Genomic DNA, 23,463 nt, shown 5'->3' on the forward strand with positions numbered 1-23,463 from the left:
CGGAACGGGCGGTGTACGAGGAGTCCTCCTCGTACACCGCCCGTTCCGTCGTTCCGGCGGCCGGGGTCAGCCGCCGTTGACCTTCTTCGCGACCCGGTCGCCGAGGTCCTTGTCCACGTTGCGCCAGTACTGCAGCGCCCGGTCCAGAACGGGGCGGCTCACACCGTCCAGCAGATGGCCGGAAATGTTGGACACCAGCCGTTCCCGCGCCGCGTCGTCGAGGACCGTACGCACCAACGTGCCCGCCTGGCCCCAGTCGTCGTCGTCCCGGCGCAGCGTGTACGCCTCGTGCACCATCTCGCCCGCGGTGGCCCAGCCGGCCGGCTCGCCGAAGCGGTCGGTGTCCGCCGCCGGACCGCCGTACGAGTTCGGGGCGTAGACCGCGCCCGTACGCGACGGCTCGTACCGCATCGGGCCGTCCTTCGAGTACGAGTTGCGCGAGAAGCGCGGCCGGTTCGGCGGGAGCTGCGCGTAGTTCGGGCCGATCCGGTACCGGTGGGTGTCCGGGTACGAGAACAGCCGGCCCAGCAGCATCTTGTCGGGCGACGGACCGATGCCGGGCACCAGGTTCGACGGCTCGAAGGACGACTGCTCGATGTGGACGAAGAAGTCCTCGGGGTTCTCGTTCAGCGTCATCCGGCCGACCTCGGTCAGCGGGTAGTCGCCGTGCGGCCAGACCTTGGTCAGGTCGAACGGGTTGAACCGGTAGTCCGGGGCGTCGTCGAACGGCATGATCTGGACCGAGAGCGTCCAGCTCGGGTGGTCGCCGCGCTTGATCGACTCGAACAGGTCCCGGCGGTGGACGTCACCGTCGGTCCCGGCCATCGCGTCGGCCTCGTCCTGGGTGAAGAACTCGATGCCCTGGTCGGTCTTGAAGTGGTACTTGACCCAGAACCGCTCGCCGCCCGCGTTCACCCACATGTAGGTGTGCGAGCTGAAGCCGTCCATGTTCCGGTACGTCTTGGGGATGCCCCGGTCGCCCATCAGCCACGTCACCTGGTGCGCGCTCTCGGGGGAGAGGGTCCAGAAGTCCCACTGCATGTCGTGGTCGCGCACCCCGCTGTCGGGGCGGCGCTTCTGCGAGCGGATGAAGTCCTGGAACTTCATCGGGTCCCGCACGAAGAAGACCGGCGTGTTGTTGCCGACCATGTCGTAGTTGCCGTGCTCGGTGTAGAACTTCAGCGCGAAACCGCGGGGGTCGCGCCAGGTGTCGGGGGAGCCCTGTTCACCGGCGACCGTGGAGAAGCGGGCGAGCATGGCGGTCTGTTTGCCCGGCTGGAAGAGGTCGGCCTTGGTGAACTGGCTGACGTCGTTGGTCACCTGGAAGATGCCGTACGCGCCGGACCCCTTCGCATGGACCACGCGCTCGGGGACCCGTTCACGGTTGAACTGGGCCATCTTCTCGATCAAATAGTGATCCTGCAGCAGGATCGGGCCGTCCGTCCCGACGGTGAGCGAGTGTTCGTCGCTCTCCACCGGGATTCCGGCGTTGTTCGTGGTGTAAGGGGCGTTCTTGGTCCTGGATTCCTCGGCCACGAGCGTCCTCCCGTCGGTGGGGGTATCGATCAGGTCGCGTCGTACACGTCTGAAGTCAACTCCGCCGACAGGAGGTCGGCAACATTTGGATACCGTCCGTGACGGTTCCCGCTCGGGGCCCGGCTACTGAACTCCGGTCGGCATCTCGAACCAGACGACCTTGCCCGACGACAGGCGCGTCGCACCCCACCGCCGGGCCAGCCGGTTCACCAGGAACAGACCGCGGCCGCCCTCGTCCATGTCCCGGGCACGGCGCTGGCGGGGCAGTTGCGGAGAGTCGTCACCGACCTCGCAGCGCAGGATGTCGGTCCGCAGCAGCCGCAGCGTCACCGGCCGCTCCGCATACCGCACGGCGTTGGTCACCACCTCGCTGACCAGCAGCTCCACCGAGTCCGACAGGTCGTCCAGACCCCATCGGCTGAGCGCGCGGCGGGCCAGCCTGCGGGCCCGTCCCGGGGCGGAGTCCTCCGGCTCCAGGAACCAGTAGGCGACATCGCTCGGCGCGATCCCGTCGAAGCGGGCGGCGAGCAGGGCGATGTCGTCGTCCCGGTCGCCGGGACCGAGCATGTCCAGCACGTCGTCGCAGAGGGCCTCCAGCGGCGGCGAGTGGTCGGGCCCGGTCAGCCGGGCGGTGGTGGCCAGCCGCTCGCGCAGCTGCTCGATGCCGGTCCAGACGTCCCGGAGGCGGGACTCCACCAGACCGTCGGTGTAGAGGAGCAGGGTGGCGCCCGCGGGCGCGTCCAGCTCGACGGCCTCGAAGTCGACCCCGCCGACGCCGATCGGGGCACCGGGCGGCACCCGCAGCACCTCGGCGTGGCCGCCGAGGTGGAGCAGCACGGGCGGCGGGTGCCCGGCGTTGGCGATGGTGATGCGGTGCGCGACCGGGTCGTACACCGCGTACAGGCAGGTCGCCATGCGGTCGCTGCCGAGCCGCTGCGCCTGCTCGTCGAGGTGGTGCAGCACCTCCTGCGGCGGCAGGTCGAGACCGGCCAGGGTCTGTGCGGTGGTGCGCAGCTGGCCCATGATCGCGGCGGAGGTCATGGAGTGGCCCATGACGTCGCCGACGACCAGGGCGACCCTGCTGCCGGGCAGCGGGATCGCGTCGTACCAGTCGCCGCCGACCCGGGCCGTCTCGGCGGCCGGGAGGTAGCGGGAGGCGAGCCGGACACCGGTGGGCTGCGGCAGCGAGTCGGGCAGCATGGTGCGCTGGAGCTCGTCGGCGATGTAGGCCTCGCGCCCGTACAGCACGGCCTTGTCGATGCCGAGCGCGGTGTGCGTCGCCAGCTGGGCCGCGACCAGCAGGTCGTTGGCCTCGAACGGCGGGCGTTCGGTACCGCGCAGGAAGACCGCCGCGCCGATCACCCGGCGCCGGCCGCGCAGCGGGGCCAGGATCGCCCGGTGTCCGGACGGCACCGTACGGCCCGCGCCGAGCAGCTCGGGCAGTGCGGCACGGGCCGCGGCGGAGTCGCCGAAGACCGGCCGCACCCCGCGCAGCACCTCGGCCAGCGCACCGCCGGGGAGGACCTCGCACAGTTCGGCGGCGGGCGTCAGGTCGGTCTGCGGATCGATGACGGCCGGCCGGAGCCGCTCGCTCTCCGAGAGCCCGTCGGTGATCTCGTCGCTCAGCCGCAGCCGGTCGGAGCGGCGCAGCCGCAGCACGAACGGGTTGACGGGGCGCTCGTCGCCGACCGGCAGCGGGTCGCGGAGGTAGACCAGTATGGCGTCGGAGAACGTCGGCACGCTGGCCCGGCACAGACCCAGCACGATCTCGTCCAGATCTATCCCGCGGGCGATCCGGCGGGTCGCGGCACCCACGAAGCGCAGCCGGTCGCCCTCGCGGCGGGCTGCCGCCTGCGGGTCGGGGCCCGCCGCGGGCCCCGACCCGGCCGCGGTCGGACCGGGGCCCTTGGCCGGGGCCGGGATCGCCGTGGTGGCGGCGGCGGGCGCCGACGCGGCGTCCCGCTGCCGCGGCCGGGTGCGTTCCTGTGGCCGGGCGGCGAGAGGCTGCCGGCCTTCGTGGGAGGTGGGATGCTCCGTCACGCTTGGGGTTCCGTCCGTCCGGGCCGGTTGTATGAGGCAATCACCTTGTGGGGCGCTACTGTCCCCCGGCAGGAGCGGCAATGACAACGGCTGACACCGTTTGCCCCGGAACACCGGGCCGAAACCGGACGTCCGGGATCGGAATCGGTGACAACGTTTTCCGTGGTGGAGCTGCGAAAAGCGTGCACATCTCCACCCCCTCGTAGTGGCTCATGCGGTTCGGGCAACTCGTGCGACTCGTACGACTGATGCGGGCCATGAAGCGTGCAGCTCGTGCGATGACGTGATGATCTACGGTCAGCTCGTGTGCGGCGCCCGTGGGTTGGGGTGGATCGGCCTTCATCGGGACGATCCTACGTTTGTCCCCCTGGGGTGCATCAAGGGTCTCACGACGGCATGGCGGAGGGGGTGCGGTCCCAGTCATCCGGAAGCGCGGGTACCCGCCAGTGCGGATCCGGCCGCCAGTCCTCCCAGCCGTCCCGGAACGGCGCCCCCCATTCGCGGATCACCCCGACCGCCGCGCGCCCCGCCGCCCGCACCCGCCGCGCGGTCGCGGAGGACATCAGGCCGACCCGCTGGGCTTGGGCGAACTCGTCCTCGTCGCGCCAGAGCCAGCTGCGGTCCGGGTAGACGGAGATGTCGAGGAAGTGGTCCTCGGAGTCGATGCCGCCGGCCCAGCGGGTACGCGGTTCCTCCAGGTTCACGTACCAGCTGCGGAACTGCCAGCCGTGCTCCCAGAACAGCCAGACCGACCACGGCTCGCCGGGCCTGGCCAGCTTCAGCACCCCGCTGCCCAGCCAGGGCGAGCGGGCGGTGGTGCGCGGTGCGGTGTACCGGGTGGCGAGCGGCTCGGCGTGCACGTCGGTGCCGTTCGCCAGCACCGGCTTCACGCACTCGGTGCCGGGCGCCACCCAGACGGCGAGCAGCTCGTCGGTGTCCTGCGCGACGGTGACCGGACGGCAGATGTGCACCGGGTTCGGCGTCCGGCCGGGCGCGGGGCCGTGCCGCAGTGGTCCGATGCCGCGGTAGCGCCACAGGATCTGATCACCCGGCGCCCAGTGCTCGATGTCTCCGGTACCTGCCATGAAGGGATCTTAGGGCCTGTCCGGCGAGTGGTCCCGTCGCGGAGACGCACGTCACGGGCGGGTCATGCGCAACACGTCCAGCGCCTCGTCGAGCTGCTCCACGGTGAGGTCGCCGCGCTCGACATACCCCGAGGTCAGCACCACCTCGCGGATCGTCCGCCGTTCGGCGAGGGACTTCTTGGCGACCTTCGCCGCCTCCTCGTACCCGATGTACTTGTTGAGCGGGGTGACGACGGACGGCGAGGACTCCGCGTACTCCCTGGCCCGCTCCACGTTCGCGGTGATCCCGTCGACCGTGCGGTCCGCGAGCAGCCGGGAGACGTTGGCGAGCAGTCGCACCGACTCCAGCAGGTTCTTCGCGATGACCGGGAGCATCACGTTCAGCTCGAAGTTGCCGGCGGCGCCCGCGACGGCGACCGTCGCGTCGTTCCCCATCACCTGGGCGGCGACCATCAGCACGGCCTCGGGAATGACCGGATTCACCTTCCCCGGCATGATCGAGGAGCCCGGCTGGAGGTCGGGGAGGTTGATCTCGGCCAGGCCGGTGCGCGGTCCCGAGGCCATCCAGCGCAGATCGTTGGAGATCTTGGTGAGCGAGACCGCGACGGTGCGGAGCTGGCCGGAGGTCTCCACGAGGCCGTCCCGCGCGCTCTGCGCCTCGAAGTGGTCCCGGGCCTCGGTGAGCGGCAGTCCGGTGGTGCGGGCGACCTCGGCGATCACGGCGGCCGAGAAGCCGGGCGGGGTGTTGATGCCGGTGCCGACGGCCGTGCCGCCCAGCGGCAGCTCGGCGAGGCGGGGGAGCGAGGCGCGCAGCCGCTCGATCCCGTAGCGGATCTGGGCGGCGTACCCACCGAACTCCTGGCCCAGGGTCACCGGGGTGGCGTCCATCAGATGGGTGCGCCCAGCTTTCACGACCGCCGCGAACTCGGCGGACTTGCGCTCCAGGGCGGCCGCGAGATGGTCCAGGGCCGGGATCAGCTCACCCGTCACCGAGGCCGTCGCGGCGATGTGGATGGAGGACGGGAACACGTCGTTGGAGGACTGCGAGGCGTTGACGTGGTCGTTGGGGTGGACCTCGCGGCCGAGGCGCTCGGTGGCGAGGGTGGCCACCACCTCGTTGGTGTTCATGTTCGACGAGGTGCCCGAGCCGGTCTGGAAGACGTCGATCGGGAAGTGCGCGTCCCAGCGCCCCTCGGCGACCTCGGCCGCGGCGCTCCCGATGGCCGCCGCGATCTCCGGGTCGAGCACGTTCAGCTCGGCGTTCACCTTGGCCGCGGCGGCCTTGATACGGGCCAGGGCCTCGATGTGGGCCCGCTCCAGGCGCTGTCCGGAGACCGGGAAGTTCTCCACGGCCCGCTGGGTCTGGGCCCGCCACTTCGCGTCGGCGGGGACTCTCACCTCGCCCATCGAGTCGTGTTCGATGCGGTGCTTCCCGTCAGCGGAGACGCTGTCCGCCGGGATATGAGTGCCGTCCATTCCGGTTCAACCTCCTGAAAAAGATGAGCAGTTGTCTTGTTCTGACTATTCCCAAGACGCCTACCGACCAGTAAATACCGTGGGTAACAACAATCTCGGGAGGCACAGTGAGGCGTACGAGGTTCAGACTCCGATGTACGGTCGCGGCCGTCGCCGCCACGGCGGCGGCAGTGGGCGGGATGACCGCGGCAGCCGGCCCGGCAGGCGCTGCCCAGTCCGGTACCACCAGTACCTCATCCACCGCCCTGTCGCCCGAACTGGAAGCCATCCGCGCGGCGGAGGCCACCCAGCTGTACGGCAGCCCGGCCGAGCGCCCGCTCGCCGACCGCAAGACCGGGCTGATCTCGCTCGGCGACAGCGAGATCTCCGGCGAGGGCGTCGGCACGTACGAGGCCGGCACCAACGGCCCCGACAACTGGTGCCACCGCTCGCCCGACTCCGCCATCCACCGCACCGGCATCCCGGCCGACGAGACGTACAACGTCTCCTGCTCCGGCGCGTACACCGGAAACATCGTCATCGGCGGATCGAAGCAGTACGCCGACGAACTGGTGCAGAGCGACAACCTCGCCATCAAGGCGCGCAACACCCGCATCAAGATGATCGTGCTGGTGGCGGGCGCCAATGACGACCTCCAGTTCGGCCCGGTCATGACGGACTGCGTCGAGCGCTGGATCCTCTCCCAGGGCACGTGCGAGCCGAAGTACAACGGCGGCTGGCAGGCCCGGGTCGACGCACTCGTCCCCAAGGTCGAGAAGACCGTGGGCGACCTGCGGACCGTCATGTCGAACGCCGGATACGCCAACAACGACTACAAGCTCGTCGTCATGGGCTACCCGAGCCCGATCGGCCCGGACTTCGGTGACAACCCGAACTTCCCCGGCAAGCTTCCCGGTGGCTGCGCCGGATACGACTCCGACGCCGCCTGGGGTCGTAACACCGCCGTTCCCGCCTTCGAGCGCGGCATGCGCAAGGCCGCGTCCGACACGGGAGCCGTCTACCTGGACAACTCCCGGCTCTTCCACGGCCACGAGGTGTGCAGCGAGTCCACCTGGGCCCGCGGCCTCTTCATCGACCTGTCGCACTTCCCGCCGGACTCCAACTCCGTCCGGCAGTCCTTCCACCCGAACGCAGCCGGCCACGGCGCCTTCGCCTCCTGCCTGACCCAGATCTACAACTCGGGTCTGCGCGAGGCGAGCTGTGCCGACCCGGCGAGCACCGGAACGCCCGTGCTGCAGCCCGCGGCCTGGGACGACGTATTCAAGCCGATGCGCAACGAGGCCACCGGCACCTGTCTGGACGCCCCCGCCTCGGTCACCCGCAACAACACCGGAGCGACCGGCTGGGAGTGCCACGGCGGCCGCAACCAGGGCTGGTGGTACGACTCCGGCACGAAGACCGTCCGTACGGAGCTGAGCCACGACCGCTGCCTGGACGTACCGGGCGCCCACTACAAGGCCGGCGCCGCCCTCATCCTCTACAACTGCTCGGGCGCGGCCAACCAGCAGTTCGTCCGGCAGTCGGGCACCCTGCGCCCCGCCGCCTCGACGGGGCTGTGCGCGACACTGGCGGGCGCACATGACCCGCTGAGGCTCCAGACCTGCGACGGGAGCGCGAACCAGCGCTTCGCGTAGCAGCACGGGACCGGCTGTACGGGGAGCGGACCAGCGCTTCGCGTGACAGCCAGGACCGGCTGTACGGGGAGGGGCGCACGACGCGGCCCCTCCCCGTACTCCGTACCCCGGGGTCAGCCGGACGTCACGAACGCGCCCAGGATCGCCGCCAGGTGCCCCGGGTCGTCCGCCCCGCACAGTTCGCGCGCCGAGTGCATCGACAGCCCCGGTACCCCCACGTCCACGGTTGGGACACCCAGCCGGGCCGCGGTGAGCGGGCCGATCGAGGTACCGCACGGCATCGCGTTGTTGGAGACGAACGGCTGCCACGGGGCTCCCGCCCGCTCGCAGGCCGACGCGAACAGCGCGATGCCCGTCGAGTCGGTGGCGTAGCGCTGGTTGACGTTGACCTTGACGGTGGGGCCGCTGTTGGGCAGCGGGCGGTGGTCGGGGTCGTGCCGCTCCGCGTAGTTGGGGTGCACCGCGTGCGCCATGTCGGCCGAGACGCAGAAGGCACCGGCCAGGGCCCGCGACCAGTCCTCCGGGCTTCCGCCGCGTGCGGTGACCGAACGGCTCAGGACGCGCTCCAGCAGCGGGCTCTGCGCACCCGTGTCGGAACCGCTGCCGACCTCCTCGTGGTCGAAGGCCGCCAGGACGGGGATGTACGCGGGCTCCTCGGCGGCCGTCGCCGCACCGGCCAGGGCCGTGACGCCGGCGTGCACCGACACCAGGTTGTCCAGCCGGGAGGAGACCACGAACTCCCTTTCGGCGCCCAGGTATCCGGGCGGCTGGATGTCGTGGAGCATCAGGTCCCAGCCCAGCACCTCGTCCGGGTCGGCCTCCGCCGCCGCCGCGACCCGGCGCAGCAGCGCCCCCTCCTCGGCGGCGCCGAGCGACCAGACCGGGGCGATATGGCGCTGCCGGTCCAGCGCCAGGCCGTCGTTGACGGCCCGGTCCAGGTGGATGGCCAGCTGGGGCACCCGCAGCAGCGGTTCGTCGATCTGGACGAGCCGGGAGTCGGTCGTGCCGCCGGGGCCGCGGAGGGCGAGGCGGCCGGAGATGCCCAGATCGCGGTCGAGCCAGGTGTTGAGCGGGACTCCGCCGTAGATCTCCACCGCGATCTGACGCCAGCCCGCGGAGGAGGTGTCGGGGGTGGGCTTGATCCGCAGGTTCGGTGAGTCGGTGTGGGTGCCGACGATCCGGAAGGGCGTGTGCGCGGGCGTGCCCTCGGGGGCGTACCAGGCGATCAGCGCGCCGCCGCGGACGACGAAGCTGCCGCCCGTGGTGCCCGTCCAGTCGTCGGTGCCCCGCAGTTCACGGAAGCCGGCCTTCTCCAGCCGCTGGGCGGCGCTCGCGACGGCGTGGTACGGGGAGGGGCTGGCCTTGATGAAGGAGAGCAGATCGTCGACGTGGCTGCGGTGGTGGACCGGCGTCATGCGGTCTCCGCCTTTCCGGTGTTGGACGGTGAAGGTGTTCGGCCGTGCGGGTTCGGATGCTGGGGCTGTGGGGCTGTGGGGCTGCGCAGGTGTGAGGCTGAAGTGGCTGAAGTGGCTGGAGGGGCTTGCGGGGTGTCGGGCGGGGACGGTGCGGCCAGGGGCGCGCGGCGGCATCCGGACCGGGCGGTCGGGCGGTGTGGGGTCTCTCCCGCGACGCGGACAACTCACCGCACAGGCCCGGCACCCCGCAAGCCCGTCCGGCGGCCCGCTGCGCGAATGCGGCGGTGCGACGCCGCTACCCACGGCCGGTACGGACCTGCCCGGGACCCCGTCGTGCCCTCGGCCGGGCACCTGTGGGGCGACCGGCGTGCGCCTCGCCGCCCCCACCCGTGCCGCGGACCGCGCGCCGGAGTGGGTGCGGCGGCGCCGCACGCCCCTGCGCGGGATTGGCTGAATTCAGTCGTACGCGGGCCGTTCCGGCACTGGATCCGGTCATGCGTCCGGTCACGCGGACGGCGGGCCCGACGGCGTCCTGCGCAGGCCCGACACCCGGATCAGGTACACCGCGGCGACCACCAGAGCGGCACCGTGGGACCAGCCGACGACCGTCAGCGGGGTGTAGTGGTCGAGGGCGGCCGCGACGAGGATCATTCCGGCGCCGAAGCCGAGGTTCTCCACCGTGGCGGAGAGCCCGAAGGCGTGTGCGCGCGGCCCGGCCGGCAGGGTCTGCAGATGCGAGGTGTACGAGACCTCCGTGAGCCCGTCGGCGGCCCCCGCGACCAGGGCGATCGCGGCCGTGGCCACCAACGGGAACCCCGCGAAGGCCAGGATGAACGCCCCGGACATGAGGCAGGTGCCCCAGCCGAATCCCGCCGCACCGACGGACCGGCCGGTGCGGCGCGCGTACCGCTGGATCAGCTGCTGCGCCACGATGTTGCCGAGCGCCCACAGGCACCAGAAGGCGCTGACGAACACGGCGGGGCGCGAGGCGTCGAGCTCGCTGGAGTAGACCGGCAGCGCCGCGTTGTGCGAGGACGAGCCCAGCGCGTCCACGCCCCGCAGCGCCACCATCAGACCGAGACCGGGCGCGGCGGCCAGGGCGGCGAGCGCCACGGGCCTGCGCAGCCGGGCCGGCGCGGCGTCCGCAGCCGGTTCCGCACCGGGCACCACGTCCGGCTCCTCCCGGCCGCTGCCCGCACTCCTGCCCTCGCCGCCGCCCCTGCCGTTACCCTTGCCGCCGCCCGGGATGGGGAGCAGGGCCACCGTCACCGCGCAGACCGCGAAGGTGGCCGTGTCCACCACGAAGGCGGCCGTGTACCCGACGAGCGAGACGACGACACCCGCCGAAGCGAAACCGGCCACCATGGCCAGCGAACGACCGGTGATGGAGAGGGAGTTCGCCCAGGAGCGCCGGTCCTCGCCCACCATCTCGGGAATGGAGCTGCGCAGGGACACCATGAACAGCGTCCCGCAGGAGCCGACCACCACGGACACGGCGACCAGCGAGGCCGTCCGCAGCCCGTCCGGCGCGAGGACCAGCAGCACCATCGCCGACGCCTGCGCGATATTCGTCCAGAGCATCACGCTCTTCGCGGTGAAACGGGCGAGCAGACCGCCTGCCGTCAGCCCGGCGGCAAATCCGGAAGCCAGCCGCACCGCCATGAACAGCCCCATGGCGAGAGCCCGGCCCGTCGTCTCATAGACGAACAGATTGAGCGCCACCATATTCAGGAAGGTGCCGTACGAAGAGATGGCGTAGCCGGCCACCAGGAATCGATAACGCCGATCTCCGTGCAGCGAGTCGGCGGATTCGGCGTTCGGCCGGCTGAGGATGTCGTCGGTGCCGGGCGTCACCCGTTCATGGTCGCCGAACTGCCCGACTTCCCACCGTCATCCCGTATGTACAAAGGTAATCTGCATACTTGTGAAGGACGATCATTTCAGCCCACCGGCATGTGATTGCCACGAATCGCCGGTGGACAGCTCCGCGCGGGCCCGGCCCGTTCCGGAGCAACCGTGCGAGACGGCGCTCGCCGCCTATCGGCGCGCGCTGGTGGCGGGGGGCCTTCCGCAGGACGAGGTGGCCGGTTGTCTGCGGGATCTGCATCTGATGGTGGCGGACCGCGACTCACCGGGATTCATGATCCCCGTACCGCCGGAGGCGGCGTCGTACGCCGCGCTCGCCCCGCTCCAGGAGGCCATCCTGGACCGGCGCCGCACGCTGCGCGCCACCCGCGCCGCGCTCTCCGTCTTCGAGACCCTGTACGCGGATGTGCACCGGCTCGAACAGCCCGTGCTCACCCGGCTGTCCGGGGAGGCCGTCATCAGCAAGGCGCTGGACGCGGCGGTGGGCGGCTGCCGGGAGCAGGTGCGCACCGCGCACCCCGGGGGCGGTCGCCCCGCGCAGGTGCTCCAGGAGGCGCTGAACCGGGACCTGGGCAACCTGCGGCGGGGGATCCGGCAGCGGACGATCTACCAGCACACCGTCCGCTCGGACCGTACGACCCTCGCGTACATCGAGCAGGTGACCGCGGCGGGAGCGGAGATCAGGACGCTCGCCGAGGTGGTCGACCGGGTGATCGTGTTCGACGGGGACCTCGCGTTCGTCCCGTTCTCCGACGAACCGCACCACGCCCTGCGCGTCCAGCACCCGTCACTGGTGCGGTTCCTGGCCCGGGCCTTCGACGAGGCATGGGCCCGCTCGGTGCCGGTCCGCCCGGAACGGGCGCCGCTGCGCACCCCCGTCGTCACGTCCGATCTGCAACGCGCCATCCTGCAAGGGGTGGTCAACGGCGAGACCGACGCCTCGATAGCCCGGCGGATCGGGATGAGCCGTCGCAGCGTCGCCGAGCACATGCGGAAGGTCTCCGAGCAACTCGGCAGCAACAGCCGGGCCCAACTCGGCTACCTGGTCGCGACTTCGGGTCTGCTCGACGGCTGACGGCAGTGGGCACACGTCAGACGGCGGACGACGCATGTCAGACGGTAGACGGCTTACGGCTCACGGTAGTTGGCACATGGCTGACGGCCGGACGCTCCCTTGCGGGTGCCTCCGGCCGTCAGCCGTGCGAACGTGTCCCTGGATCGTCAGCCGAGGCCGGGACCGCGTACCGGAATGCTGGTGAACGTCGGTGCCGGGGCGGGCTCGGTGAAGAAGTCGTTGCCCTTGTCGTCGACGACGACGAACGCCGGGAAGTCCTCGACCTCGATCCGCCAGACCGCCTCCATGCCGAGCTCCTCGTACTCGACGACCTCTACCTTCTTGATGCAGTCCTGGGCCAGCCGCGCCGCCGGGCCGCCGATGGAGCCGAGGTAGAAGCCGCCGTGCGCGTCGCACGCGTCGGTGACCTGCTTGGACCGGTTGCCCTTGGCGAGCATCACCTTGGAGCCGCCCGCCGCCTGGAACTGCGCGACGTAACTGTCCATCCGGCCCGCCGTCGTCGGACCGAAGGAACCGGAGGCGTAGCCCTCGGGCGTCTTCGCCGGGCCCGCGTAGTAGACCGGGTGGTCCTTCAGGTACTGCGGCATCTCCTCGCCCGCGTCCAGCCGCTCCTTGATCTTGGCGTGCGCGATGTCGCGCGCCACGACCAGCGGGCCGGACAGCGAGAGCCGGGTCTTGACCGGGTACTTGGTCAGCTCGGCGAGGATGTCGTCCATGGGGCGGTTGAGGTCGATCCGTACGACGTCCCCCGCCTCGTCGAGGTGCTCGTCGGTGGTGTCGGGGAGGAAGCGCGCCGGGTCCTTCTCCAGCTGCTCCAGGAAGACGCCCTCGGCGGTGATCTTCGCGGTGGCCTGCCGGTCGGCCGAGCAGGACACGGCGATCGCGACGGGCAGCGAGGCACCGTGACGGGGCAGCCGGACCACACGCACGTCGTGGCAGAAGTACTTGCCGCCGAACTGCGCCCCGATGCCGATCTTCTGCGTCAGCTCGAAGACCTTCTCCTCCAGCTCCTTGTCACGGAAGCCGTGACCGGTGGGGGAGCCCTCGGCGGGCAGCTCGTCCAGGTAGTGCGCGGAGGCGTACTTCGCGGTCTTCAGCGCGAACTCCGCCGACGTACCGCCGACGACGATCGCCAGGTGGTACGGCGGGCAGGCTGCCGTACCCAGGGAGCGGATCTTCTCCTCCAGGAACTTCATCATGGAGGCCTCGTTGAGGACCGCCTTGGTCTCCTGGAAGAGGAACGACTTGTTGGCCGAGCCGCCGCCCTTCGCCATGAAGAGGAACTTGTACGCGCCGCCGTCGGTCGCGTACAGCTCGATCTGGGCCGGGAGGTTCGAGCCGGTGTTCTTCTCGTCCCACATGTTCAGCGGGGCCATCTGCGAGTAGCGCAGGTTGAGCTTGGTGTACGCGTCGAAGATGCCGTGCGACAGCGCCTCCTCGTCACCGCCCTCGGTGAGCACGTTCTGCCCGCGCTTGCCCATGACGATCGCGGTGCCGGTGTCCTGGCACATCGGCAGGACGCCCGCGGCGGCGATGTTCGCGTTCTTCAGCAGGTCCAGTGCGACGAACTTGTCGTTGGACGACGCCTCGGGGTCGTCCACGATCCTCCGCAGCTGCGCCAGGTGCGCGGGCCGCAGGTAGTGCGAGATGTCGTGCATGGCCTCGGCGGCCAGGGTGCGCAGCGCCTCCGGATCGACCTTGAGGAAGGTGCGGCCGTCGGCCTCGAAGGTGGAAACACCCTCGGAGGTGACCAGACGATAAGGCGTGGTGTCCTCTCCCAGGGGGAGCAGATCGGAGTACGCAAACTCTGGCATTACGGCCATTCCTCACTCGGTGACGGCGGCTGACCACCCTTGGGCAGCGCACCCACCAGGGTAGAACCCCGCCGGGGTGCCGAGCCTGTGAGGTAGGGCTCACCCGGACACGGCCCCGCCCGTGCGGCCGGACACGGCCCCGCCCGTGCGCGGGGCGGCCCCGGTCCGTCCCGTTTCGCGCCCCGCCGTCACCGCGCGGACCCTAGTCGCGATCTATCGCGTTTGGGTACGCTGGGCCGGTGGACCTCGAAAAGCACCCCCAACAGCCCACCGCACCGGCGGAACCCGACGTCATCCGTGCCTCCGACGCCGACCGTGACCGGATCGCGGACATCCTGCGGGAAGCCATGGCCGAAGGCCGGCTGACCGCCGAGGAGCACGGTGAGCGGGTCGACGCGGTCTACCGCGCCAAGACCGTCGGTGAACTGGAGCCGCTGGTACGGGACCTGCCCGCGCCGGGCGGGGCCGCCAGGCCCGCCACCGCGCCGTACGCCTACGGTCCGGAGGCGCCGGCGGGCCCGGCCGACAACCTGATCGCGGTCTTCAGCAGTTCCACCCGCAGGGGGCGTTGGCGGGTCGGCGGCCGCACGAACGCGTTCTCGTTGTTCGGCAGTGTGGAGATCGATCTGACCGAGGCGCTTTTCGGACAGCGTCTCACCGTGATCAACGCGACCTCCATCTTCGGAAGTGTAGAGATCCGCGTTCCCGAGAACATCTCGCTGCGCGGTAGCGGAACGGGCATTTTCGGCAGTTTCGAAGTCGTCACTCTGGAATCCGGTGATCCCGAGGCGCCAGTGGTGGTCGTCAACGGCTATTCGGTGTTCGGCAGCGTCGAGGCAAAGCCCAAGCGCGGCAAGTTCATTGCGGATCTCCAGGACCGGCTGCGCAAACACCTCGGTCACTGACGGAGAAGCGAGCGCGGAGGAACTGATTCAGGCCGAAATCGCGATCGGAGGTAATTTCGCGGACCGGCCTGAGTGCCACTCAGTGCATAGGCGTGCGCACAGCGGGTAGGGAGTGCTGCATCGTCTTCTCGCCCGCGAAGCCGTCGTCAGGAGTGGACCGTGCTGCAACTGCCGCATCAGCCCCTGCAGGTCGCCGCCGTGCCTTCCCAGCGGACCCCCGCTCGGGAGGACCAGGCCGGCCCCTGGCATTCGGAGGCGGTGTGCCGCCGGGACGAAGCCGGGCTGTTCTTCGCCCCGTCGAAGGAGCCGACCGCTGCCCGTCTCTCGCGCGAGGAGTCCGCGAAGCGGGTCTGCGCGCGCTGCCCGGTCATGGTCGAATGCCGGGAACACGCCTTGCTGCAACCCGAGCCGTACGGGGTGTGGGGCGGCCTCACGGCTGCCGAACGCCGCGTGGCACTCGCCCGCCGCCGGCGGCGCGAGGCCGAGCTCAAGGCATCCGACGCGGCCGGTCACATCGCCGCGGCCGGCTGACAGCCGCACCGCGTTTTCCTGCTGCACCGCGTCTGCCTGCCGCACCGTGCTTGTCTGTCGTACCGCGTCCGTTTGCGCGAAGAGGCGCCCCCACCGCACAGGGGGGCGCCTCTTCGCGTGGACGCGCGCCTACGCCTTTTCGCGTGGACGCGCCTCCATCACTTCGCGCGGTCGAAGTCGATCGCGCTGTAGGCGCGCAGCTTCGACAGCCGGTGGGTCGAGTCGATCTTCCTGATGGTGCCCGACTTGGACCGCATCACGATCGACTCGGTGGTCGCCGTCTCCGCGCGGTACCGCACACCGCGCATCAGCTCACCGTCCGTGATGCCGGTCGCCACGAAGAACACGTTGTCGCCGCTGACCAGGTCGTCCGTGGACAGCACCCGGTCCAGGTCGTGCCCGGCGTCCAGCGCGCGTTGGCGCTCGGCCTCGTCCTTCGGCCAGAGCTTCCCCTGGATGACACCGCCGAGGCACTTTATGGCGCAGGCCGAGATGATGCCTTCCGGGGTGCCGCCGATCCCCATGAGCAGGTCGACGCCGGTGCCGTCGCGAGCGGCCATGATCGAGCCCGCGACATCTCCGTCGGAGATGAACTTGATCCGGGCGCCGGTCTCCCGGATCTCCTTGACGATGCCGTCGTGGCGGGGGCGGTCCAGGATGACGACGGTGACGTCCTCGGGGGTGGAGTTCTTCGCCTTCGCGACCCGGCGGATGTTCACCGAGACGGGGGCGTTGATGTCGACGAAGTCGGCGGCCTCGGGGCCGGTGACGAGCTTGTCCATGTAGAAGACCGCGGACGGGTCGAACATCGCGCCGCGGTCGGCGGCGGCCAGCACGGCGATCGCGTTAGGCATGCCCTTGGCGTTCAGGGTCGTGCCGTCGATCGGGTCGACGGCGATGTCGACCTCGGGGCCGGTGCCGTCACCGACCCGCTCGCCGTTGAACAGCATGGGGGCCTCGTCCTTCTCGCCCTCACCGATGACGACGACGCCATTCATCGACACGGTGGAGACGAGGGTCCGCATGGCCTTCACGGCGGCGCCGTCGGCGCCGATCTTGTCCCCGCGACCGACCCAGCGCCCGGCGGCCATGGCGGCGGCCTCGGTGACCCGGACGAGCTCCATGGCGAGGTTGCGGTCGGGGGCCTCCGGAGAGACCTCCAGCTGGGACGGCAGATGATGCTCGGACATCGGAGCGCACCTTTCTGTACGACGACGACCGGATGAGGGTGCTATGACTCTATCGCCAGGTTGATAAAATGAGCAGACCGGGTCACGGATGAGCGGGGCGCCCTGACGTCGGGCCCGCGGGGGCCAATGCGAGGATGGACCCGTGGCAAGCAAGCGAGGCAAGCAGACGGTACGGGACATGTTCCTGTCGATGGCGGTGATCACCGCGGTCGCCGGCGTGGTCTACATCTTCGTCCCGCACGACGACAAGGCCGACCCGATCAAGGCGGTCGACTACCGGGTCGAGCTCCTGACGGCGCGGCGCGCGGCCCCCTACCCGGTGGCGGCACCCAGCGGTCTGGCGGAGAAGTGGAAGCCGACCTCCGTCAGTTACGAGCGCCGGGCCGACGACAGCTGGCACCTGGGCTTCCTCGACCCGGACGGCAAGTACGTCGCGGTGGAGCAGTCCACGTCCCCGGCGGAGAAGTACGTCACCCAGGTCAGCCAGGACGCGAAGAACACCGGCCGCACACAGCAGGTCGCCGGTGAGACCTGGCAGCACTGGGAGGGCCCGAAGTACGACGCCCTCGTGCGCCAGGACAAGGGCGCGACCACGGTCGTCACGGGGTCGGCCTCGCCGGAGCGGCTGGCGGAGATGGCGGCGGCGCTCAAGACCTCCTGACGGGAGCTCCTGGCGAGCCCAGCGGTACGCGCGAGGCTCAGCGGGACCCGCGGGACGCCGCACGGTAACGGGACGTACGGGCAGGAAGTGCGGGACGTACGGGAAAGGCCCTGGAGCAGGTGGACGAAATGTCCAAGTGCTCCAGGGCCTTTCCCGTACGTCTGCGTGCACCTCGGCGTGGGCCTCGGCCGGGCAGGCTGCCGGCCGGTGCGGCTCAGATGCTGGTGATGACCTCGTCGTAGGCCAGACGCGGCAGGCGCGGGAACCAGGCGTCCTCGCCCGGCTTGCCGATGTTGACGACCATCAGCAGGCTGTGGTCGCCGTCCAGGAACTCCTTCTCGATGCCCGCGGCGTCGAGGCCGGTCATCGGGCCCGCGGCCAGGCCGGCGGCGCGGACGCCGATGATGAAGTAGGCGGCCTGCAGCGCGGCGTTCAGCGCGGCGGACGACTCGCGGACCGGGCGCTCGGAGAAGAACGCGTCCTTGGCCTGCGGGAAGTGCGGCAGCAGTGCCGGGATCTCCTCGTGGAACTCGTTGTCGGCGGCCAGGATTGCGACCAGCGGGGCGGTCGAGGTCTTCGCCTGGTTGCCCTCGGCCATGTGTGCGACGAGGCGCGCGCGGGCGTCGTCCGAGCGGACCAGGATGACGCGCAGCGGCGACTGGTTGAACGCGGTCGGACCGTACTTGACCAGGTCGTAGATCGCCTGGACCTGCTCCTCGGTCACCGGCTCGTCGGTGAAGGTGTTGGCGGTGCGGGCCTCACGGAAGAGGAGGTCCTGGGCGGCGGGGTCAAGAACGATGGACATCTTGCGTATTACCTTCCGGACGTACATGGGGGATCAAGCAACGAGGATCACCGTAACCGAGAAGTAGGTTAACTTTCAACTAAAAGCGGGGTGGAGTGATTCACTCCACAAGACCTGCGTCGCGCGCCGGCTCGCCGTGGCTGCGCCTGTCCGCCTCGCGTGCCCAGGGTGGACGAGCGCCCGGACTCAGCCCGCGTCGGCCACTGCGCCCTCGGGGCCGCCGCCGCCCCCGGGGGCGGCCGGTCCCGCCAGCGCGGCATCCAGCCGGGCGCGCGCGCCCTCCAGCCAGTGCCGGCACACCTTCGCCAGCTCCTCGCCCCGCTCCCACAGCGCGAGGGACTCCTCCAGGCTCGTTCCGCCCGCCTCCAGCCGGCGCACCACCTCGATCAGCTCGTCGCGCGCCTGCTCGTATCCGAGCGTGCCCGTGGCCGCAGCCGTCGTCCCGTCGTCCGTCATGTGATCCACCTTACGACCTGCCCGTTGATAGGAAATGGGCTCCGAAGCCCGTCGGCCCCGGCCGCCGTCACTCGGCGACCCGCACCACGAACTCGCCCCCCGCGACCCGCGCCCGGAGCGCGTCCCCGGCCGCCCCCGCATCGGCGGGATCGCGCACCACATGCCCGTCCGCCCGCTGGAGCACCGCGTAGCCGCGCTCCAGCGTCGCCGCGGGCGACAGCGCGACGACCCGGGCCCGGGTGTGGGCGAGCTCCGAGTCGGCGCGGTCCAGGAGGTGCCCCAGCACCCGTCGGCCGCGCCCGATCAACGCGTCGACCTCCGCCGCGCGCTCGTCCACCATCCGCTGCGGGCGCTCCATCGAGGGCCGCCCCAGTGCGTGCGCCAGGCCCCGCTCCTCCCGGTCGAGGAGCCCCCGTACGGTCCGCAGCGCCCGGTCCCGCAGCTGCTGGACCCGGTCCAGCTCCTCGCCCACATCGGGCACGATCCGCTTCGCCGCGTCCGTCGGCGTGGAGGCCCGTACGTCCGCGACCAGGTCGAGGAGCGGGGAGTCCGGTTCGTGGCCGATCGCCGAGACCACCGGGGTGCGGCACGCCGCGACCGTACGGATCAGCTGCTCGTCCGAGAACGGCAGCAGGTCCTCCACACTGCCGCCGCCGCGTGCCACGACGATCACGTCGACGTCCGGGATGTCGTCCAGCTCCTTCACCGCCTGGACCACCTGGTTCACCGCGTGCACCCCCTGCACGGCGGTGTTGCGGACCTCGAAGCGGACCGCGGGCCACCGGCGCCGCGCGTTCTCCAGGACGTCGCGTTCGGCCGCCGAGGCCCGGCCGCAGACCAGTCCGATCAGCTGTGGCAGGAAGGGCAGCGGCTTCTTGCGGTCGAGGGCGAAGAGGCCCTCCGCGGCCAGTGACTTCTTCAGCAGCTCCAGTCGGACGAGCAGCTCGCCGATGCCGACCGGCCGTATCTCCGTGGCCCGCAACGAGAGCTGCCCGCGGGGGGCGTACCACTCGGGCTTGGCGAGGACGACGACCCGCGCCCCCTCCGTGACCACGTCCGCGATCCGGTCGAAGACCTGGCGGAAGCACGTCACGCTCACCGAGATGTCGTGCGAGGGGTCGCGCAGCGTCAGGAACACCACTCCGGCACCCGGGCGCCGCGACAGCTGGGTGATCTGCCCCTCGACCCAGACGGCACCGAGCCGGTCGATCCAGCCGCCGATGAGCCGAGACACGTCACCGACGGGCAGCGGAGCTTCCGCGGATGTTTGGAGAGCCATACGCGCGAGCGTATCCGCCACGACCGACAACGAGACGGCTCCGCGACGGGAGCGGCCGACGGTCCTCGGAAGAGGGGTCCTGGTGAGGAGGGGGCCACCGAAGAGCCGTCCACCGAGGAACGGTCCTCAGAAGAGCGGCCCCCGGAAGAGGGGCATCGCCCTCAGCCCCGCCGGACGGACCCTGGCGCGCCCGGTCCCCGCCCCTGCAACCGCGCCCCGGTCCCCGCAACTTCCCCCCACCCCCCGCAACCTCACCCCATCCGGCGCCCCCGCTGCACCGCCAACACCACCAGCCCCACCACCAGCCAGCACCCTCCCACCACCTGCGCACTCGACGTCGCCTCCACGATCACCGCGATCAGCACGCCGGCGCCCACCACCGGGATCAGGACGTGCCGCCACCAGCTCGGCGGCCCCTCCATCCGCCGCACCGCGAACCAGCCGACCACCGACGCGTGCAGCAGGACGAACGCGGTCAGCGCGCCCATGTCCACGACCGACACCAGATGGTCCAGGCCGTCGTCGCGCCCGGCCGCCCAGACCGCCGCGACCAGCGTCACGACCGCCGCGATCAGGATCGCGATCCGCGGCACCCCCGAGCGCGGATCGACCTTGGACAGCAGCGCGGGCAGCCGCCGCTCCCGGGCCATCGCGAACAGCAGCCGGCCCGCCGCCGCCTGCCCGGCCAGCGCCGCGAACGCCGCCCCGATCGCCTTGCTGACCGCCACCAGGTCGTGCAGCCACAACCCGACCGAGGAGTTCACCGTGTCGTAGAAGGCCGAGCCCTGCGCGGCCGGATCGGCGGCCAGCTCCGCCGACGTCATCGGCTCCAGCAGAGCCGCCAGATACGCCTGCGCCACGAACAGGACCCCCGCCAGCACCAGGCAGAACAGCAGCGCCCGCGCCACCTTCGCCGAGCCGCCCGTCACCTCCTCCGCGAACGTGGCGATGGCGTCGAAGCCCAGATACGACAGCACGGCCACGGACACCGCACCCAGTACCGCCGTCGCGGAGAACCCCGAATCGCCGGTGAGCGGCGTCAGCCAGTCGCGCTGCGCCCCGTCCCGCACGAGCACCACCACCGCGGACACCAGGAACACCAGCAGCACCCCGATCTCCATGGCGAGCACCGCGAACCCGACCCGGGCCGCCGCCCGGACGCCCCAGAGGTTCAGCAACGTCGTGAGGACCACCGCCAGCGCCGTCCACACCCACCGCGACACCTCCGGCACCAGCGAGTTCATCGCGATCCCCGAGAAGAGATAGGCCACCGCCGGGATCAGCAGATAGTCCAGCATCGCCATCCAGCCGGCGATGAAACCCGGCCCCTCCCCGAGCCCTTTGCGCGCGTACGCGAAGACCGAACCCGCCAGCGGAGCGACCCGCACCATCTGCGCGTAACTGAAGGCGGTGAACGCCATCACCACGGTCGCCGCGACGTACACCAGTGCCACCGCACCGTGCGATTTCGCGTCGAGCGTGCCGAAGACGCCGACGGGGGCCATCGGGGCGATGAACAGCAGCCCGTAGACCACCAGGTCCCGGAAGCCCAGCGTCCGCCGCAGCCCCGCCCGGTCGGCGGTGCTGCCGGAACCCGAGCCGCTGCCGGAAGCCCTTCCACCCGCGGAATCACTGCCGTTGCCGCTGCCGGAATCGCTGCCACGGCCGCTGCCGGAATCGCTGCCGCTGCCGGCCATGAGTCCTCCGTTGTTCGCGTGATGATCAGTCTTCCGATCCCGTCGGCCCCGCGCCTGTTCGGTACGGCCTTACGATGGGACGCATGACTGCTACGACATCCCGACGCGTCCTGCTCGCCGCTCCCCGTGGCTATTGCGCGGGCGTGGACCGTGCCGTGATCGCCGTGGAGAAGGCCCTGGAGCAGTACGGCTCACCGGTCTACGTGCGCCACGAGATCGTCCACAACAAATACGTCGTACAGACGCTGGAGAAGAAGGGTGCGATCTTCGTCGAGGAGACCGCGGAGGTCCCCGAGGGCTCGATCGTGATGTTCTCCGCACACGGCGTCGCGCCGACCGTGCACCAGGAGGCCGCCGATCGGAAGCTCGCCACGATCGACGCGACCTGCCCCCTGGTCACCAAGGTCCACAAGGAAGCCGTCCGCTTCGCGCAGGACGACTTCGACATCCTCCTGATCGGCCACGAGGGCCACGAGGAGGTCATCGGCACCTCCGGCGAGGCCCCCGAGCACATCACGCTGGTCGACGGCCCCGAGGACGTCGCGAACGTCGAGGTCCGCGACCCCTCCCGGGTCGTCTGGCTCTCCCAGACCACGCTCTCGGTCGACGAGACGATGGAGACCGTCGGCGCGCTGAAGGAGAAGTTCCCGCTCCTGATCTCGCCTCCCAGCGACGACATCTGCTACGCCACGCAGAACCGTCAGATCGCGGTGAAGCAGATGGGGTCGGACGCCGACCTGGTGATCGTCGTCGGCTCCAAGAACTCCTCCAACTCGGTCCGCCTGGTGGAGGTGGCCCTCGGCGCCGGTGCGAACGACGCCCATCTGGTCGACTTCGCCGACGAGATCGAGGAGTCCTGGCTGGACGGCGTCTCCACGGTCGGTGTCACCTCCGGTGCGTCCGTTCCCGAGGTGCTGGTCGACGGTGTCCTGGCGTGGCTGGCCGAGCGGGGTTTCGAGGACGTGGAGATCGTGAAGGCGGCCGAGGAGTCCATCATCTTCTCGCTGCCCAAGGAGCTCCGCCGGGACCTGCGCGCGGAGGCGGCGGCACTCTCCGCCGAATGACGGCGCCCGGTTCGGGCATCCGCTCAGGTTTCCGACCGTGCATCCGCTCGGGTATCTGCTCAGGTTTCCGATCGGCGTTCCGGTTCGGGGTTCCCGTTCGGCGTTCCGGTTGGGTTCCCGTCCGGTTCCGTTCCGGTTTTCGTTCCGGGAAGTGAGTCGGGCCGCCTGCCCGTACCGTGGATCACATGGAGATCTTCGGCGTGGACATCGGCGGATCCGGGATCAAAGGTGCTCCCGTGGACCTGGACCGCGGAGACCTGGCGCAGGAGCGCCACAAAGTACTCACACCGCACCCGGCCACGCCCAAGGACGTGGCCGGGAGCGTGGCCGAGGTGGTCGGCCATTTCGACTGGTCGGGCCCGGTGGGCATCACCTTCCCGGGCGTGGTCACCGGCGGCCTCACCCGCTCCGCGGCCAATGTCGACAAGGGCTGGATCGACCTGGACGCCCGCAACCTGCTCAGCGACAAGCTGGGCCTGCCGGTCACCGTACTGAACGACGCGGACGCGGCCGGTATCGCCGAGATGACCTTCGGCGCGGGGCGCGGCCGCAAGGGCACGGTCATCGTGCTGACACTCGGTACGGGCATCGGCAGCGCGCTCTTCATCGACGGCAGGCTCGTACCCAACACCGAGCTCGGCCATCTGGAGCTGAACGGTCACGACGCGGAGAAGCACGCGTCGACGAAGGCCAAGGAGGACGAGGACCTGAGCTGGCACCACTGGGCACACCGGTTGCAGAAGTACCTGGCCCATGTGGAGATGCTGTTCTCGCCCGAACTGTTGATCATCGGCGGCGGTGTCAGCCGCAAGGCCGACAAGTTCCTGCCGCTGATCGAGCACGTACGGGCCGAGATGGTGCCGGCGGAGCTGCAGAACAATGCGGGCATCGTGGGCGCGGCCATGGCGGCGGGGGGCAGCTGACCGCCGCGTGG

The 23,463-nt window shown here is 70.6% G+C and carries 19 protein-coding genes; 7 read left to right on the plus strand and 12 right to left on the minus strand.

The features are described 5' to 3' along the window. Positions 1-66: 66 nt before the first annotated feature. The 4 genes from FHX80_RS19445 to FHX80_RS19460 all read right to left on the minus strand — a co-directional run bounded on the left by FHX80_RS19445 (position 67) and on the right by FHX80_RS19460 (position 6,137). Positions 67-1,536 (minus strand): catalase, encoded by a 1,470-nt coding sequence (locus FHX80_RS19445; protein ID WP_145765352.1) that lies wholly within the window; start codon positions 1,534-1,536, stop codon positions 67-69. Positions 1,537-1,659: 123 nt separating this feature from the next. Continuing rightward, entirely contained in the window at positions 1,660-3,576 is a 1,917-nt protein-coding gene (locus FHX80_RS19450) for a SpoIIE family protein phosphatase (RefSeq protein WP_145765353.1), read from the minus strand. Positions 3,577-3,962: 386 nt separating this feature from the next. After that, positions 3,963-4,661 (minus strand): cytidylyl-2-hydroxypropylphosphonate hydrolase, encoded by a 699-nt coding sequence (fomD, locus tag FHX80_RS19455; RefSeq protein WP_145765354.1) that lies wholly within the window; start codon positions 4,659-4,661, stop codon positions 3,963-3,965. A 51-nt stretch (positions 4,662-4,712) separates the two neighbouring features. Further along, a complete protein-coding gene (locus FHX80_RS19460) occupies positions 4,713-6,137 on the minus strand; it encodes a class II fumarate hydratase (protein WP_145765355.1) in 1,425 nt (474 codons plus the stop codon). Between the two features lie 107 nt (positions 6,138-6,244). Here FHX80_RS19460 and FHX80_RS19465 point away from each other — a divergent pair, with 107 nt between their 5' ends. Next, positions 6,245-7,771, plus strand: coding sequence for a ricin-type beta-trefoil lectin domain protein (locus tag FHX80_RS19465; RefSeq protein ID WP_145765356.1), 1,527 nt, complete (start codon positions 6,245-6,247; stop codon positions 7,769-7,771). Between the two features lie 113 nt (positions 7,772-7,884). Here FHX80_RS19465 and FHX80_RS19470 read toward each other — a convergent pair whose 3' ends face one another. Next, entirely contained in the window at positions 7,885-9,186 is a 1,302-nt protein-coding gene (locus tag FHX80_RS19470) for a M18 family aminopeptidase (protein ID WP_145765357.1), read from the minus strand. A gap of 504 nt (positions 9,187-9,690) precedes the next feature. Further along, on the minus strand, positions 9,691-10,953 hold the full coding sequence (locus tag FHX80_RS19475; protein WP_375885341.1) for an MFS transporter: 1,263 nt from the start codon (positions 10,951-10,953) through the stop codon (positions 9,691-9,693). Between the two features lie 157 nt (positions 10,954-11,110). Here FHX80_RS19475 and FHX80_RS19480 point away from each other — a divergent pair, with 157 nt between their 5' ends. Then, complete coding sequence (locus tag FHX80_RS19480; RefSeq protein ID WP_145765358.1) at positions 11,111-12,127, plus strand: LuxR C-terminal-related transcriptional regulator; 1,017 nt, start codon at positions 11,111-11,113, stop codon at positions 12,125-12,127. Positions 12,128-12,273: 146 nt separating this feature from the next. On the opposite strand, the gene FHX80_RS19485 is transcribed toward FHX80_RS19480, so the two are convergent. After that, positions 12,274-13,941, minus strand: coding sequence for a fumarate hydratase (locus tag FHX80_RS19485; RefSeq protein ID WP_145765359.1), 1,668 nt, complete (start codon positions 13,939-13,941; stop codon positions 12,274-12,276). Positions 13,942-14,180: 239 nt separating this feature from the next. Between FHX80_RS19485 and FHX80_RS19490 the strand changes: the two genes are divergently transcribed. Further along, entirely contained in the window at positions 14,181-14,846 is a 666-nt protein-coding gene (locus tag FHX80_RS19490) for a DUF1707 SHOCT-like domain-containing protein (protein ID WP_145765360.1), read from the plus strand. Between the two features lie 159 nt (positions 14,847-15,005). Further along, positions 15,006-15,377 carry a WhiB family transcriptional regulator gene (locus FHX80_RS19495; protein WP_145765361.1) on the plus strand — a complete coding sequence of 124 codons (372 nt, stop codon included), beginning with the start codon at positions 15,006-15,008 and terminating at the stop codon, positions 15,375-15,377. Positions 15,378-15,535: 158 nt separating this feature from the next. Here the strand turns inward: FHX80_RS19495 and glpX are convergent, their stop codons facing one another. Further along, entirely contained in the window at positions 15,536-16,567 is a 1,032-nt protein-coding gene (gene glpX / locus FHX80_RS19500; RefSeq protein ID WP_145765362.1) for a class II fructose-bisphosphatase, read from the minus strand. 142 nt (positions 16,568-16,709) lie between these two features. Between glpX and FHX80_RS19505 the strand changes: the two genes are divergently transcribed. Further along, positions 16,710-17,228: a DUF4245 domain-containing protein gene (locus FHX80_RS19505; protein ID WP_145765363.1), complete on the plus strand. Its 519-nt coding sequence runs from the start codon at positions 16,710-16,712 to the stop codon at positions 17,226-17,228. A 214-nt stretch (positions 17,229-17,442) separates the two neighbouring features. Here FHX80_RS19505 and FHX80_RS19510 read toward each other — a convergent pair whose 3' ends face one another. The 4 genes from FHX80_RS19510 to FHX80_RS19525 form a co-directional block, all read right to left on the minus strand. Continuing rightward, on the minus strand, positions 17,443-18,033 hold the full coding sequence (locus FHX80_RS19510) for a malonic semialdehyde reductase (protein WP_145765364.1): 591 nt from the start codon (positions 18,031-18,033) through the stop codon (positions 17,443-17,445). 186 nt (positions 18,034-18,219) lie between these two features. After that, the gene (locus tag FHX80_RS19515) at positions 18,220-18,489 is read right to left on the minus strand and encodes an exodeoxyribonuclease VII small subunit (RefSeq protein ID WP_145765365.1); all 270 of its coding nucleotides are present in this window, start codon (positions 18,487-18,489) and stop codon (positions 18,220-18,222) included. Positions 18,490-18,556: 67 nt separating this feature from the next. Next, entirely contained in the window at positions 18,557-19,768 is a 1,212-nt protein-coding gene (gene xseA, locus FHX80_RS19520; protein ID WP_145765366.1) for an exodeoxyribonuclease VII large subunit, read from the minus strand. A gap of 251 nt (positions 19,769-20,019) precedes the next feature. Then, positions 20,020-21,465: an APC family permease gene (locus tag FHX80_RS19525; RefSeq protein WP_244318335.1), complete on the minus strand. Its 1,446-nt coding sequence runs from the start codon at positions 21,463-21,465 to the stop codon at positions 20,020-20,022. Positions 21,466-21,539: 74 nt separating this feature from the next. Between FHX80_RS19525 and FHX80_RS19530 the strand changes: the two genes are divergently transcribed. Then, the gene (locus FHX80_RS19530) at positions 21,540-22,529 is read left to right on the plus strand and encodes a 4-hydroxy-3-methylbut-2-enyl diphosphate reductase (protein ID WP_208764686.1); all 990 of its coding nucleotides are present in this window, start codon (positions 21,540-21,542) and stop codon (positions 22,527-22,529) included. Between the two features lie 185 nt (positions 22,530-22,714). Continuing rightward, positions 22,715-23,452 (plus strand): polyphosphate--glucose phosphotransferase, encoded by a 738-nt coding sequence (ppgK, locus tag FHX80_RS19535; protein ID WP_145765368.1) that lies wholly within the window; start codon positions 22,715-22,717, stop codon positions 23,450-23,452. The last annotated feature ends 11 nt before the right edge of the window (positions 23,453-23,463 follow it).

Origin of the sequence: Streptomyces brevispora, assembly GCF_007829885.1 — a bacterium.
In the GTDB taxonomy this organism is placed as follows: domain Bacteria; phylum Actinomycetota; class Actinomycetes; order Streptomycetales; family Streptomycetaceae; genus Streptomyces; species Streptomyces brevispora.

What these genes read in the sequence shown, in the direction of transcription:
- fomD (WP_145765354.1), bottom strand. Translation starts at nt 4,661, where the DNA reads ATGGCAGGTACCGGAGACATCGAGCACTGGGCGCCGGGTGATCAGATC.
- FHX80_RS19460 (WP_145765355.1), bottom strand. Translation starts at nt 6,137, where the DNA reads ATGGACGGCACTCATATCCCGGCGGACAGCGTCTCCGCTGACGGGAAG.
- FHX80_RS19470 (WP_145765357.1), bottom strand. Translation starts at nt 9,186, where the DNA reads ATGACGCCGGTCCACCACCGCAGCCACGTCGACGATCTGCTCTCCTTC.
- FHX80_RS19485 (WP_145765359.1), bottom strand. Translation starts at nt 13,941, where the DNA reads ATGCCAGAGTTTGCGTACTCCGATCTGCTCCCCCTGGGAGAGGACACC.
- glpX (WP_145765362.1), bottom strand. Translation starts at nt 16,567, where the DNA reads ATGTCCGAGCATCATCTGCCGTCCCAGCTGGAGGTCTCTCCGGAGGCC.
- FHX80_RS19510 (WP_145765364.1), bottom strand. Translation starts at nt 18,033, where the DNA reads ATGTCCATCGTTCTTGACCCCGCCGCCCAGGACCTCCTCTTCCGTGAG.
- FHX80_RS19515 (WP_145765365.1), bottom strand. Translation starts at nt 18,489, where the DNA reads ATGACGGACGACGGGACGACGGCTGCGGCCACGGGCACGCTCGGATAC.
- xseA (WP_145765366.1), bottom strand. Translation starts at nt 19,768, where the DNA reads ATGGCTCTCCAAACATCCGCGGAAGCTCCGCTGCCCGTCGGTGACGTG.
- FHX80_RS19525 (WP_244318335.1), bottom strand. Translation starts at nt 21,465, where the DNA reads ATGGCCGGCAGCGGCAGCGATTCCGGCAGCGGCCGTGGCAGCGATTCC.
- FHX80_RS19530 (WP_208764686.1), top strand. Translation starts at nt 21,540, where the DNA reads ATGGGACGCATGACTGCTACGACATCCCGACGCGTCCTGCTCGCCGCT.
- ppgK (WP_145765368.1), top strand. Translation starts at nt 22,715, where the DNA reads ATGGAGATCTTCGGCGTGGACATCGGCGGATCCGGGATCAAAGGTGCT.